Annotated in this window: 4 protein-coding genes; 2 read left to right on the forward strand and 2 right to left on the reverse strand. The window is 75.2% G+C overall.

The features are described from left to right. Positions 1-56: 56 nt before the first annotated feature. Together C1708_RS05405 and C1708_RS05410 are read right to left on the reverse strand one after the other, a co-directional pair. Positions 57-926: a DUF72 domain-containing protein gene (locus tag C1708_RS05405; protein WP_106411574.1), complete on the reverse strand. Its 870-nt coding sequence runs from the start codon at positions 924-926 to the stop codon at positions 57-59. A 39-nt stretch (positions 927-965) separates the two neighbouring features. Next, positions 966-4,886, reverse strand: coding sequence for a glycoside hydrolase family 2 TIM barrel-domain containing protein (locus C1708_RS05410; RefSeq protein ID WP_106411575.1), 3,921 nt, complete (start codon positions 4,884-4,886; stop codon positions 966-968). An 858-nt stretch (positions 4,887-5,744) separates the two neighbouring features. Here C1708_RS05410 and C1708_RS05415 point away from each other — a divergent pair. Together C1708_RS05415 and C1708_RS05420 are read left to right on the forward strand one after the other, a co-directional pair. Then, positions 5,745-6,806, forward strand: coding sequence for an SDR family oxidoreductase (locus C1708_RS05415; protein ID WP_106411576.1), 1,062 nt, complete (start codon positions 5,745-5,747; stop codon positions 6,804-6,806). Positions 6,807-6,864: 58 nt separating this feature from the next. Further along, positions 6,865-14,388 (forward strand): type I polyketide synthase, encoded by a 7,524-nt coding sequence (locus C1708_RS05420; RefSeq protein ID WP_241911162.1) that lies wholly within the window; start codon positions 6,865-6,867, stop codon positions 14,386-14,388. Positions 14,389-14,480 lie beyond the last annotated feature (92 nt).

The following is a 14,480-nucleotide window of genomic DNA, read 5'->3' on the forward strand; positions in this document are numbered from 1 at the left end:
GCGGATTTCCGACATGCACGTCGCGGGTGGGTGCGGCTCACCGGGCAGGTGACGGCTCACCGGGCAGGTGATGTCAGAAGCTCCCGCATCGTCTCCGCCGCCCGCACCGCCGCGTCCCCGCAGCAGTTGTTGAACAGGACGTGGAGTTCGTCCGTCTGCCGTGCCGCGCGGCGCAGGCGCGGGACCCAGGCGGCCAGTTCGGTGACGTCGTAGTCGTGGCGGAAGCGGTCCTCCTTGCTGCCCCTCCCCCACGCGCCGCTGCGGCCGTGGAACCGTACGACCGCCAGGGCGGGGCGGGTGACCGGGACCACGGGCGGCAGGGAGGCGGTGAGGCCCTGCGCCATGTCGGTGCCGACCGCCGTCATGTCCAGGGAGGCCAGCAGCTCCCGCGTCTCCTCGGCGCGTTCGGGGTGCCACCAGGACGGGTGGCGGAACTCGACGGCGAGCGGCCACCCCTCGGTGCGTCGCGCGCAGTCCTCCAGGACCCGTTCGGCCGGGGCGCCGGGGGTGAACCAGGGCGGGAACTGGAACAGCACGGCGCCCAGGCGTCCGGCCGTGCGCAGCGGGCCGATCGCCTCCGCGAAGCGGCCCCACACCTCGTCCAGCAGGGCGGGGTCCGCCGGTCCGCGTGCGGGCGCCCGGCCGCGCAGGTCGGCCGGGAGCGCCTCGGGGCGGGTGGGGTGCCCGGTCAGCAGGGAGAACGCCTTCACGTCGAAGCGGAAGCCGTCCGGGGTGCGCTCCACCCACAGTTCGCTGTTGCGGCGGCGCGGCAGCGCGTAGTAGCCGGAGTCCACTTCGACGACGGGCAGTCGCTCGGCGTAATGCCGCAGCCGCCCTTCGGCGTCGCGCCGTCCGCGCGGATACCAGCCGCTCGTCACGAGCTGGCGGTCCGTCCAGGAGCAGGCGCCGACCAGGATGTCACCCATGGGAGCCCGGTTACCCCGGGCTCCCGTGAGTGTGCCCTGTTACTCGGTGGCCGTGGGCCGGCGGGAGAGGGCGGGTGCCCGGTCCGGGCCGGTGAGCGGGCGCAGCCGGTAGGTGTAGGCGTAGTCGCGGTCCGCGAAGAGCTTGAACTCGTCGTGGGTGTGCGCGCCCCAGCTGTCGTCGCCGCCCACGCCCATCTGCCGGTGGTTGACCCGCAGGACCACCGCGTCGCGGGGGGTGAGCTGGTAGTCGTGCCGGACGCCCGCCGACAGGTCCTCCGGGGTGAAGTGCGAGGCGTTGATCTCCACGAGGGGTTCGCCCGTCACCAGCAGCCCGCGCCCCCTGCGGTCGGTGAGGGCGGCCCAGCGGACGTCGGTCTTGTTGCCGTTCTCCTGCGGGCGGATGTACGGCGTCCACTGCTCGGCCACGGTCGAGGAGTAACGGCCCACGTCGGTCCCGGTGTTGCGGTCCCAGTGGTTCTCCTCGGGGCCGCGCCCGTAGTAGTGCAGCCGGTCCAGGCGGCGGGGCAGGAACAGCAGCGTGCCCACCTCGGGGAGGTACGGCAGGCTCGCGGCGCCCGGGTGGAGGGTGTGGTCCACCTTGATCTCGCCGTTGCCGAAGACGGTGTACGTGGTGGAGTACGCGGACTCCACCGTGGTGGGAAGGGTGCCGGTGACGCGGATCTCGACGGCGCGGTCGCCGAGCGGCCGTACGGTGACGTCGGTGACCGTACGGCGGGCGCCCGCGTCGCGCCAGGTCCGGTTGCGCAGGTGCTGGCCGTTGCCCCGGTCGTTGTCGGTGGGGGCGCGCCAGAAGTTGGGCGCCGGTCCGGAGGTGAGCAGACGCGTACCGTCCGCCTCGTAGTCGGTGAGGAGGCCGGTGCGGCGGTCGACGGTGACCGAGAAGCCCTCGCCCGTGACGCGGACCTCACGGTCGTTCGCCTCGTGCCGCAGGACGGGGACGCGGGACAGGGGTACGGGCGCGACCGCGGGGGTGTCCGTGCCGAGCGGGAGCTGGTGCCGGGCCACCTCGAAGCCGGCCTCGGCCCAGGGCGTGCGCTGCCGGGTGGTGAAGGACAGCTGGAGGAAGAACTCCGTGCCCGGGGCCGGGTCCCGGGGCAGGCGCACGGGCAGCTCGACGCGCTTCTCGGAGAGCGGCTCCACGTCCAGCTGGTCCCGGGTGAGCCGTCCGCCGCCGATCACCTCACCGTCCGCGACGAGTTCCCAACGGCCCTCGAATTCACGGACGCCGGTGAACAGGTACTCGTTGGTGAGGGTGACGGCGCCCGGTCCGCCGCCGGGGGTGCGGACGGCGCCGATGGCCTGGTGGACGCGTTTGATCTCGGCCGCCTTGCCCCCGAGTCCGCGGTCGGCGGTGACGATGCCGTCCGCCACGAACGCACCGTCGTTGGGGTTGTCGCCCCAGTCACCGCCGTACGCGAGGAAGGTCCTGGCCTCCGGGCGTTTCCGCTCGGTCCTCACGGTGGCGGCGTCGAACCAGAAGCGCACGCCGTCGTCGCCGGGGCCCCGGTCCTCGGAGGCCAGTTCGGCAGCGGTGAGGGCGCGGGCGTAGACGCGGGCGCGGCGGATCGTGCCGTCGAACTCCCGGGTCTGGTCGTCCGCGTCGGAGGCGAGGGACAGCGGGGCGGTGTTGCCGGTCGGCCGGCGGTCGGTGGCGCGGGTGGCGCGGACCGCGCCGTCGACGTGCAGGGCGAGGGTGCCGGCGTCGGCGTCGAACACGCCCGCGACATGGTGCTCTCTGCCGCTCCAGCCGTCCGGCACGGGCCAGTTGACGGCGATCCACTGGCCGTCGGAGTGGATGAAGAACTCCACTCTGCGGTCGGTCTGTTTGAGCGCGTACTGGGTGTCGCCCTTGGCGACGATCGGCTGGTGGTAGCCGGGCACGCCGGGGGTGAACCACGCCTCCAGGGTGAGGGAGCCGGTGAGGTCGAGGCTGTCGTGGCGTTCGAAGACGGTGATGCCGGACAGGCCCTGGTCCCGGTCGAGGCGGCCGCGCGTGGCGAGGATCTCGCCGCGCAGCGCGGCAGGCCCCGACTCGGTGAGCAGGACGCGCTCGGGGACGGGGGTGCGGAGGGACTGGTCGGCGAAGTCCCAGATCCAGCCGCCCTGGAGGACGTCGTGCCGGCGCACGACGTCCCAGTACTTCTTGAAGTTGCCGTTGGAGTTCCCCATCGCGTGGGAGTACTCGATCATCACGTACGGCCGGGTGTCGGCGGTGTCCCGGGCGCGCTGCTCGACGCGGCCGGGGCTCTCGTACATCCGGGAGCGGATGTCGCTGATGCCGGGCCGGTCGTCGCCCTCGTACTGGATGACGCGGGTGGGGTCGTACGAGCGGATCCAGTCGTGCATGGCGGTGAAGGTGCCGCCGCCGCCGGCCTCGTTGCCGAGCGACCAGATGACCACCGAGGGGTGGTTCTTGTCGCGGTGGACCATGTTCTGCGCGCGGGCGACGCACGCGGCGGTCCAGTCGGGGTGGTCGCCCGGGTAGCGGTCGCGGATGCCGTGGGTCTCGAGGTTGGTCTCGTCGACGAGGTAGAGGCCGTACTCGTCGGCGAGTTCGTACCAGAGCGGGTGGTCCGGGTAGTGCGAGGTGCGGACGGAGTTCATGTTGAGCCGCTTGACGATCGTGATGTCCCGGACCATGTCCTCGCGGGTGAGGGCGGTGCCGCGGGCCGGGTGCATCTCGTGGCGGTTGGTGCCGCGGAAGGACACGGGGCGGCCGTTGATCCGCATCAGCCCGTCCTTGAGCGCGAACTCGCGGATGCCCACCCGGTGGGAGAGGGTCTCGACGACCGTGCCGGACGGGTCGCGGAGCTGGAGGACGGCCGTGTAGAGGTACGGGTCCTCCGCCGACCACAGCCGCGGGTCGGGCACGGCCCGGGACGCCCGCACGGTGACGTCCCGGCCGGCGCCGGCGCCGGTGAGGTCGGCGGTCCGCCGCAGCGGCCGCGACCACACGGCGTGTCCGCGCGCGTCGTACAACTGCGTCTCGACGGTGTACCGGCCGCCGCCCGCGTCGTCGCCGTACGCCCGCACGTGCGCGGTGACGTCCAGTCGGGCGGCGCTGTAGGTGTCGTCCAGCGGCGTCTCCAGCTTGAAGTCGCGCAGGTGCACGGGCGGGGTGGAGTACAGGTGGACCGAGCGGAAGATGCCGCTCAGCCGGATCATGTCCTGGTCCTCCAGCCAGTCGCCGTCGGCGTAGCGGTACACCTCGACCGCGATCTGGTTGGTGCCGGGACGGAGGCGGTCGGTGACGTCGTACTCGGAGGGCGTGTAGGAGTCCTCGTCGTAGCCGACGAGTTCGCCGTTGATCCACACGTAGTGCGCGGACTTCACGCCCTCGAAGTGGAGGAAGACGCGGCGGCCGCGCCACTCGCGCGGGACGGTGAAGGTGCGGCGGTACTGGCCCACCGGGTTGTAGCGGGTCGGTGCGGCGGGCGGCTGGGGCTCCTCGCCGCGGCCGTTGGGGCCCCAGTAGGGGTAGGTGATGTTCAGGTAGATCGGGAAGTCGTATCCGTGCAGCTGCCACACCGACGGGACGGGGACGGTGTCCCAGTCGCGGTCGTCGGTGTCGGTGCGGTGGAAGTCGGGGTCGCGGTCCTCGGGCCGGTCCGCGTAGGCGAACTTCCAGGCGCCGTCGAGGTCGAGGCGGTACGGCGAGCGGGTGCGGTCGGCGGCGAGCGCCTGCGGCACGCCGGCGTACGGCATGAGGGTGGTGTGCGGGGGTTCGGTGCCGAGCCGGAAGACGCCGAAGTCGTTCCACTCCGGGGGGCCGTCGGCGGGCGAGGGGCGCGGGCCGGCCGCGTGCGCGGCGCGGTACGGGGCGGACAGGGCGAGGGCGCCGAGCACGGCGGCGCCGGACTCCAGGAGACGGCGGCGGCTGACCACCGGCCGGACGGGGCGGGCGGGACCTGCGGCGGGAGACACGTGCGGGTGCGGCATGACCGTGGCCTTCCTCGGTGCGACAGGGCACTGCGCGGACTGAGGGCACGCCGGGTCCCCCGGCGGCGCGGCGTCACGGCGGCGACGTCACGTCGGAGGAGAACCACGACGGGTGGTGACGGTGCGACTACGGGGCCCGTCACACCCTAGACGAATGAGCCCGATGTTCTCAGTGGTCGTCGGCGATCAGGGACCGTCCGGCCTCGGCGCCGCTGGTCCGGTCGTGCCAGATGCCGGCGGTCCCCCTGGACACGGACGGCGCCCCACGGCCTTCCCGCCCTCACGCGGTCACGGAGCCCGGGCCGAACGACTGACCCGGAAGCGGGCGGACCGGGCACCACCGTCCTGCGGCCCGGCGTCCTGGGCACCTGCCGGCCGGCGGTCGCGTGCGGCGCGGAGTGCTCCTCGGGCCGCGCCGGCCGGGGGAAGCGCGGAACGGCGCGGGTCACACCCGAGGGCGGCCGGCCGCGGGGCGGTGCAGGGGCCCCGGTCCGCGGAGGCAGCCGACGGCGACGGTCCGAAGGAGTGAGGGGAAAGGGCGGCGTGTGGACGGCGCGTCCCGCTGGACGGCCGCCCAAGGGGACGCAGGACCCCGGCCGGCGGCTGCCCGTCCCCGGTGAACCGGTGGCCCTCCGGGGACGCGCCCCCGGTGGCGGCGCCTGCCGGCCAGTGGCCCCGGGGTCGCCCCGAAGAGTGAACGTCCCCTGACCGCGTCACCGTGCGCGGTGATTCGGCTACTGTCCGACGCGTGATCCGTGCGATGCCCCCCGCTGCACCCCGTCCGCGTCCGGCCCGGGCGCGGACGATCGCGTCCGGCCCCGTCACCGGCCGGCCGGACGCCGGTGCCCGGGGGCGTATGTGCTGACCGCGGTCACCGGTGCCACCGGCTTCCTCGGTCTGCACCTGGTACGGGAGTTGCTGGCGCGTCGGCAACGGCTGCTGCTGCTCGCCCGCCCGCACCCACTGCCGGCGCCCGTGCGCGTGGAGCGGTTCCTGCGAGCGTGCGGCGCGGACGCGGAGGAGCTGCGGGCTGCGCGCACGCACCTGCAGACGCTGCAGATCACGCTGGAGGACGGCTTCCTGGGGCTGGGCCGGGAGCGCTTCCAGCGGCTGGCGGACCGCGTCGGCGCCCTGTGGCACTGTGCGGGCGACATCTCCTTCGGCGCGTCCCTCCAGCAGGCGCGGCGGACCAACGTCGACGGGACCCGGCACGTGCTGCGGCTGCTGACGGCCGGGGAGCGGGAGCCCCTGCTGTGCCACGTCAGCACGGTCGCCGTGGCGGGGGCCCGTCCCGACGGGATCGTCGAGGAGAAGGAGCTGGACGCCCCCTTCGGTTTCAACACTCCCTACGAGCAGTCGAAGTTCGAGGCCGAGGGCCTCGTCCACCGCTGGGTCCGCGAGCACGGCGGCCGGGCCCTGGTCTTCCGTCCCAGCTGCCTGGCCACCCACCGCCCCGCGCACCCCGACCGCCCCCGCCACCCCCTTCAGGTGCTCGCGAGGCAGGTCGGTGCCGTGCTCCGCCGGCACCCCGGACTCGTCAGGACACCCGAGCCGGTGCCCCTGCCGGTGCCCGCGGGCGCCGGCACCAATGTCCTGCCGGTCGAGCACGCCGCGTACGCGATGGCGGAGGCTGCCGCCCGGCACACCGGCGACCAGCCGCGCGTCTACCACGTCGTCAACCGCCGCAACCTCCCCATGACCGAGGTGATCGCGGCTCTCGGCGGCCACTTCGGCGTCCCCGTGGACACCACCTGGCGTTCCCTGCCGGAACCGCAGGACGTGCGGCACACGCTTCCCGCGTACGCCTACTGGCTGTCGTTCTCCCGCACCTACGAGGACGCCAACCTGGCCCGGCTCGGGCTCGCCTGTCCCGGCCGGCCCGTCGTCGACCGGGACTACGTCGCGGCGGCTCTGCACTGACCGGCGCCTCCTCAGGGACCGCCGCCCCTCCCCTCACCACGACCGCAAGGAGACCGTGTTGCGCACGCCGCCTTCCCCACGGCACGACATGCCCGTCGCCCTCGTCGGAGCCTCCTGCCGCCTGCCCGGCGGCATCACTTCACCGGACGAGTTGTGGGCGGCCCTGAGCGAGGGCCGGGACCTGGTCACCGAGGTGCCCCCGGACCGCTTCGACGCCTCCCGGTACCTCGACCGGAACCCCCGCCGGCCCGGCAAGACCTACACCGTCGCCGGCGGATTCCTCCAGGACTACGACCGGTTCGACGCCGCCTACTTCGGCATCTCCCCGCGCGAGGCCGCCCGCATGGACCCGCAGCAGCGGCTGCTGCTGGAGATGGCGGTCGAGGCGCTGGACGACGCCGGGATGGACGCCGACCGGATCGCGGGGTCGGACACCGCCGTCTTCGTCGGCTGCGCCGGCTCGTCCGCCCTCGCGATGATGGGCGCCCTGCCGGACGAGACGGACGCCTACACGATGACCGGCGGGGCGAACTCCATCGTCGCCAACAGGCTGTCGCACGTCTTCGACCTGCGCGGCCCGAGCATGACCGTCGACACCGCCTGCTCGTCGGCCCTGACGGCGGTGCACCAGGCCTGCGAGGCGCTGCGCGCCGGCCGCAGCCGCATGGCGTTCGCGGGCGGCATCGGCCTGCTGCTCGACCCTCACCCCTACATCGGGTTCGCCAAGGCCTCGATGCTGTCCCCGACCGGCCGGTGCCGGGCCTTCTCCGCCGCCGCCGACGGCTTTGTACGGGCGGAGGGCGGCGGACTGGTCGTCCTCAAACCGCTCGTCGACGCCCTCGCCGACGGCGACCGGGTGCGCGCGGTGATCCGGGCCAGCGGCGTCAGCAGTGACGGACGCACCCAGGGGATGGCCCTGCCCAGCAGCGAGGCGCAGGAGGAACTGCTGCGCACGCTCTACCGGGACGCCGGAGTCTCTCCCGACGAACTGGTGTACTTCGAGGCGCACGGCACCGGCACGCAGGCCGGGGACCGCGCCGAGTGCCGGGCCGTGGGACGGGCGCTCGCCGCCGCCCGTACCCGGGGGCCGCTGCCCATCGGATCGGTCAAGAGCAACCTGGGGCACCTGGAGGCGGCCTCGGGCATGCCCGGCCTGCTGAAGGCGTGCCTGGTGCTGCGGCACCGGCACATCCCCGCCACCCTGCACGCCGAACCGCTCGCCACCGACATCGACTTCACCGGGCTCGGACTGGAACCGGCCGTCACCGCCAGGCCGGTGCCGCCCCGTGAGGGGCGCGTCCTGGTGGGGGTCGCCTCCGCCGGGTTCGGCGGGGCCAACGCCCACGTCCTGCTCGAAGCGCCGCCCGACCCCGTCCTGGCGGAGGGGGCCGTCGCCCGGCCGGAGGGCACGGCGCTGCCCGTGCTGGTCTCGGCCCACACCGAGGACGCCCTGACGACCGCCGTGCACCGGATGGCCGACCACCTGGAGACCGTCGGCGCGGACGCCTTCTACGACACCGCCTGGACCGCCTGCCGCCGACGGCGCCTCCACCCGCACCGCGCGGTGGTGCTGGCCCGCACCCCGGAGCAGGCCGCCGACCGGCTGCGGGAGCGGGCGGCCTCCCCGGCCGTTCCGCCACCGCCCGTCACCGACCGGGCCGCGGGCGGCAGGGTGGTGTTCGCCTTCTCCGGCAACGGGTCGCAGTGGCACGGCATGGGCGCCGACCTCATGGCCGCGGTGCCCGCGTTCCGCGCCGCCGTGACGGAGGCCGACGCCGCCCTGACCCCGCTGCTCGGCTGGTCGGTGGCCCAGGAACTGGCCGCACCGGGCGCGCACTCCCGCATGGACCGCACGGAGGTCGCGCAACCGGCCCTGTTCGCGCTCCAGCTGGGCCTCGTCGCCGCGCTGGCCGAACAGGGGGTGCGCCCGGACGTGGTCCTCGGGCACAGCGTCGGGGAGATCGCCGCCGCCCGCGTCGCCGGTGCGCTGGACCTGCCCGCCGCTGCCCGGGTGGTGGCCGAGCGCAGCCGGCTCCAGGGCACCACCGCCGGCAGCGGCCGGATGGCGGCGGTGGGCCTGCCGGAGCGGGAGGCCCGCGTCCTGCTCCTGCCGTACGGCGGGAAACTGGAGATCGCCGCCGTCAACAGCGTGCGCGACGTCACCGTCAGCGGCGACGAGGAGGCGCTGACGGAGCTGGGCCACCGCCTGGCCGGCCGTGACGTCTTCTTCCGCCCGCTGGAACTGGACCACGCCTTCCACAGCCGGTTCATGGACCCGCTCGCCGAGCCCATGAAGGCGGCACTGGCCGGCCTGCGCCCGGGCGCGCTGCGGCTGCCCTTCGCCTCCACCGTCACCGGCGGACTCCGGCACGGCCAGGAGGGCACCGGCCTGGACGCCGGGTACTGGTGGCGCAACCTGCGGCGCCCCGTGCTGTTCGCCGAAGCCGCCGCCGCGGCGCTGGAGGAGGGCTGCGGCGCACTCGTCGAGATCGGCCCGCACCCGGTGCTCGCGGCCTATCTGCGGCGGGCCGCCGAAACGGCACGGGTGCCGGCCGCGGTCCTGCCCACCCTGCGCCGCGGCCGGCCGGGCGCGGACGCACTGGACGAGACCGTCGGCGGCGTTCTGGCCGCCGGGGCCGGCGACTGGGCGGCGTTCTTCCCCGTGCCCGGAAAGGTCGTCGACCTGCCCCCGCACGCCTGGCGGCGCGAGCCCCACCCGATGCCGCCGGCCGCGACCTGGACCCGCACCTGCGGGGACGGCACCCTCGACCACCCCCTGCTCGGCGAACGGGCCGCCGCCCTGGAACCGGGCTGGCACCAGCGCCTCGACCCGGTCCGGCTGCCGTGGCTGGCCGACCACAAGGTGGGCGGCGCGGTGCTGATGCCGGCCGCCGGGTACGTCGAGGCGGCCCTGGCGGCCGGGAGCCGGGTCCTCGACGGGCCCGTCGAGGTCACCGCGCTGACCTTCCGGCCGCTCACCCTGCCCTGGAAGGACCCGGACATGAACGTCTGGCTGCACACCTCCCTGTCCGACGAGGACGGGGTGGTGCGCGTGGCGAGCCGGGCCGGCGGCCCCGGGCAGCCCTGGCGGCTCCACGCCCGCGGCCGGGTGCGACGCCTGCTCGGCCGGGCCCCCGAGGCCCTCGACGGCACGCCGCACCGGCAGTTCCCGCACGACGCCGGGGCGGACGAGGTGTACGACCGGGCCCGCCGCGGCGGCCTGGACTACGGACCCCGCTTCCGCGTGCTCGACCGCGTCCGCACCGACGGCCGCGAGGCGGTGGCCCACTACCGCGCCGACCACCTCGACACCGAGGGCTACCTGGCGCACCCCGCGATCCTCGACGGCGCCCTCCAGGCCGGTGCCGTGCTGCTGGCCGGCACGGAGGGTCTGACGTTCCTGCCCGCGGCCGTCGACACGGTCCGCGCCTGGCGGCCCCCGGCCGTCACCGGACACGTGCGGGTACGCGAGCGGTCCGCCACCGCCGCCGAGGTCGTCTGGGACGTCACCGTTCTCGACGAGGACGGCACGGTCTGCGTGGAACTCCTCGGCTGTCGGCTGCGCCGCTTCGACACCGGGGCCGGGCCGGCGGTCGGCGAGTACGTCACCGAACTGCGCGCCGCCCCGCGCCCGGGCCACGCGGGCGCGGCAGACCCGCTGCCCCGCCCGCGTGCCGACGGAGCGGCGTCCGCGACGTCGCCGGTCGTGGTCCTGTCCGAGTCCGAGACGCGCCGGGGGCTGGCGGTCGTGGACGCGTTGAAGCAGATGACGGCGCATTTCGCGGTACGCGCCGTCGAGGAGATCCTGCCGGGCGGGGAGCGGTTCACCTGGGCCGGCCTGAGCGGTGCCGGGGTCCTGCCCGAGTACGAACCGCTGCTCGGCGTCCTGCTGGAGGTGGCCGAGGAGCACGGTCTTGTGGCGGGCGCGGACGCCTTCCGCTCCGGGTCCGCCTGCCGGATCCTCTCTCCGGGCCGCCCCGGGGAGACGGTGCGGTCCCTGGCGGCCGGGCCCTTGCGGCGCGGCCCGGAGCTGGCCGCGTACGGCATGTGCGGTCAGCGGCTTCCGGACATCCTGACGGGGCGCTGCGACCCACTGGAACTGCTGTTCTCCGAGTCCGGCCGGCACCTGACCGAGGAGCTGTACACCTCCTCGCTCCAGTCCGAGGCTGCCCACCGCGCCCTCCGGTCCTGCGTGCGCGCCCTGGCCGAAGCATGGCCCGCCGACCGCCCGCTGCGTGTGCTGGAGGTCGGCGCCGGCACCGGCGCCACCACCCGGGTGGTGACGCCCCACCTGCCGCGCGGACGCACCCAGTACGTCTTCACCGACGTCTCGGAGTCCTTCTTCCCCCGGGCCCGGGCCCGGCTCGCCGCCCACGACTTCATCGAGTACCGGACGCTGGACCTCAACCGCGACCCGCGGGAGCAGGGCTGCGCGGAAGGGTCGTTCGACCTCGTCCTCGCCTCCAACGTCCTGCACGCCACCGAGGACGTCCGGGCCGCGCTGGGCGGGCTGTCCTTCCTGCTCGCGGACGGCGGCCACCTGCTGGTGCAGGAGATGCACGACACCGCGGCCTGCGCCCTGGTGTTCGGGGTGCTGAAGAGCTTCTGGAACCGCACCGACCTCGCGGAACGCCCCCGCACCCCGCTGCTGCCGCAAGCACGCTGGCGTGAGCTGCTGCGGGAGACCGGTTTCGGCGACGTGACGCACGCCGACGCCGGCGGCAGGCTGGCCCGGGTGGCCTCCGTGCTCAGCGCGCGGCGAGCCCACCGCCCCGGCGCCGTCGCGCCGCCTCCGCTGCCGCGGGCGCCCGAGGGGTCCGCATGGATCGTCGCCGCGGAGCCGGACTGCGACCTGGCGGCCGGACTGGCCGAGGCGCTGACCACGGCCGGCGGCACGGTCCGCCGCATCGGACCGGACGCCGCTGCCGGGACCTGGGCCGGTCTGCTGCCCGGCGGCGACCCGCAGGCGTCGACGGTCACCGTCGTCCTGGTCACCGACACCGACCCGGATGCCTCGACGCCCACCGCGCGGGAGGCCGTCGCCCGCTCCGCGCGGTACACGGCGGCGTTGCGGAACGCGTCAGCGCTGTTGTCCCGTCTGCCCCAGGCCCTCTCGCCCTCGCTGTGGCTGGTGGCCCCGGCCGACGGCGCCGCACCCGCGCCCGAGCCCGTGACCGTCCCCGCCGCCGCGGCCTGGGGCACGGCGCGCTCCCTGGCCAACGAACACGCCCGGATCACCGTGCGGCGACTCGCGGCGGACTACGGCAGCGGAGCGGACGCCGTGCGGCGGATCACGAACGAGCTGCTGGACCCGGGCGACGAGGACGAGATCGTCACCACGCGCCACGGCCGGTTCGTGACCCGTGTGACGGACCGCCCGGCCGTGCCCGAGGCGACCGCCCGGCCGCGGCCGGGCGCCTACGCCCTGCGCGTCCGGCGTCCCGGCCCCGCCTACGACCTGGTGTGGCGACCCGTACCGCCGCCCGCGCCGCCCGGCCCCGGCGAGGTGTCCATCGAGGTCCGTGCCGCCGGTCTGAACTACCGGGACGTCCTCCAGGCACAGGCCGTGCTGCCGCCGCAGCCCGGCCCCGACGGCACCCGGGAACACCCCGTCGGCTACGAGTGCGCCGGAATCGTCGCCGCCGTCGGCGAGCAGGTGTCCCGCGTGGCCCCCGGTGACCGGGTCTGGGCCGTCGCCCGCGGCGCGCTGTGCTCGCACCTGACCGTCGACGCACGGGCCGTGGGCCGCGTCCCGGACGACATGGACCTCACCGCGGCGGCCACCGTCCCGCTCGCCCACCTCACCGCCCAGTACAGCCTCGGTCACGTCGCCCGGCTGAGCCGGGGACAGACCGTCCTCGTGCACGCGGCCGCCGGCGGCGTCGGCCTCGCCGCCGTCCAGTACGCACAGCGGGTCGGCGCCCGCGTCATCGCCACCGCCGGCACAGCGCACAAGAGGAACCTGCTGCGGCTGCTCGGCGTCGACCACGTCGCCGACTCGCGCACCCTCGACTTCGCCGAGCAGGTCCTCGACGCCACCGACGGGCGCGGCGTGGACGTGGTCCTCAACTCCCTCAGCGGGGAGGCTGTCACCCGCAGCCTGGAACTCCTGAAGCCCGGCGGCCACTTCGTGGAACTCGGCAAACGGGACCTGCACGCCAACGAACGCCTGCTCCTGGGCCCGTTCCGGCGTGCCCTGACCTTCTCCGCCGTCGACCTCAACGAGATGGTCCTGGAGAACCCGGAACAGGCCCGGCACCACGTCGACCTGCTGGCCGAAGGCGTCACCGCCGGCGATCTCCGGCCGGTTCCGCACTGGGCGCGGCCCGCCGCCGAGGCCGCGGAGGCGTTCCGGTTGCTCCAGCACTCGCACCACGTCGGCAAGCTCGTCCTGACCTTCGACCAGCCGCCGCCCCTCCTTCCGTGTCCCGTGCGCGGGCCGCTCGACCCGGAGGGCACCTATCTGGTGACCGGCGGGCTCAGCGGCTTCGGCGCGAGCACCGCGCGCTGGCTCGCCGAGCGCGGTGCCCGCCACCTCGCCCTGGTGGGGCGCCGGGGCGGACGGACCCCCGGCGCCGCGGAGATGCTGGAGGACCTGCGCGCCCGGGGCGTGCGGGCCACGGCGTACACCGCCGACGCGGCCGACATCGAGGCGATGCGCACCGTCTTCCAGGACGCCGACGACCGCGGACACCCGGTGCGCGGCGTCGTGCACGCCGCGATGCACCTGGACGACGCCCCCCTCGCCGCTTTGGACGACGCGCGCGTTACGGCGGTCCTCACCCCGAAGATCGGCGGGGCGCTGGTCCTCGACGAGCTGACCCGCGGCAGGGACACGGACCTGTTCGTCCTGTACTCCTCGGCCGCCGCGCTCATCGGCAACCCCCATCAGGCCCCGTACGCCGGCGCCAACCTCGCCCTGGAGGCCCTCGTCCGTGCGCGCCGCCGACGGGGGGAGACCGGGCTGGCCGTGCAGTGGGGCGGCATCGACGAGGTCGGCTACGTGGCGCGGCTGGACCTGAACGAAATGCTGGAGAGCAAGGGCATGGGGCTGCTGGCCCCCCGCGAGGCGCACGCGCGCCTGAGCCGGCTCCTCGCGGAGCCGGCCGAGGTCGTCGCCGTGGGCCGGATGACGTGGGACGCGCTGCGCTCGTTCTGCCCCGCGGCGGACGCCCCCCGTCTGAGCCCGGTCCTCGCACCCGCGGAGCAGGTGGCCGGGCACAGCGGCGGCGACCTGCGCCGGCAACTGACCGCCCTGCCGCCGCAGGAGGCTCGTCCCCTGGCGCTGAGGGCACTGGCGGAGCTGGCCGCCACCGTCCTGCAGACCACGCCGGAACGGGTGCCGGCGGAGCGGCCGCTGGGCGAACTGGGCATGGATTCGCTGATGGCGGCCGAACTCGCGGTCCTGGTGCAGCGCCACTTCGACTGTGAGATCCCCACCATCGAGGCGGTCGCCAACCCCACCCTGACCGCGCTGGCCGACCTGGTCCTCGGCCAGTACGCGTCCCGGGCCGTCACCGCGGCCCTGCCGGCCCAGCAGACCGGCGCCCGGCAGGACGCCGCAGCCACCGCACGGCCGTGAGGAGCCCCCGGCGCCCGGGTCCGCCCCGCGGACCCGGGCGCCGGGCGCACCGGACCGCCGTCCCCGCAGCGGTCCCCACCCCGTCAGAACGA

This window comes from Streptomyces sp. DH-12 (assembly GCF_002899455.1).
In the GTDB taxonomy this organism is placed as follows: domain Bacteria; phylum Actinomycetota; class Actinomycetes; order Streptomycetales; family Streptomycetaceae; genus Streptomyces.

Bases quoted from the DNA above. Each gene is read 5' to 3' on its own strand.
- C1708_RS05405 (WP_106411574.1), bottom strand. From the start codon at position 926: ATGGGTGACATCCTGGTCGGCGCCTGCTCCTGGACGGACCGCCAGCTC.
- C1708_RS05410 (WP_106411575.1), bottom strand. From the start codon at position 4,886: ATGCCGCACCCGCACGTGTCTCCCGCCGCAGGTCCCGCCCGCCCCGTC.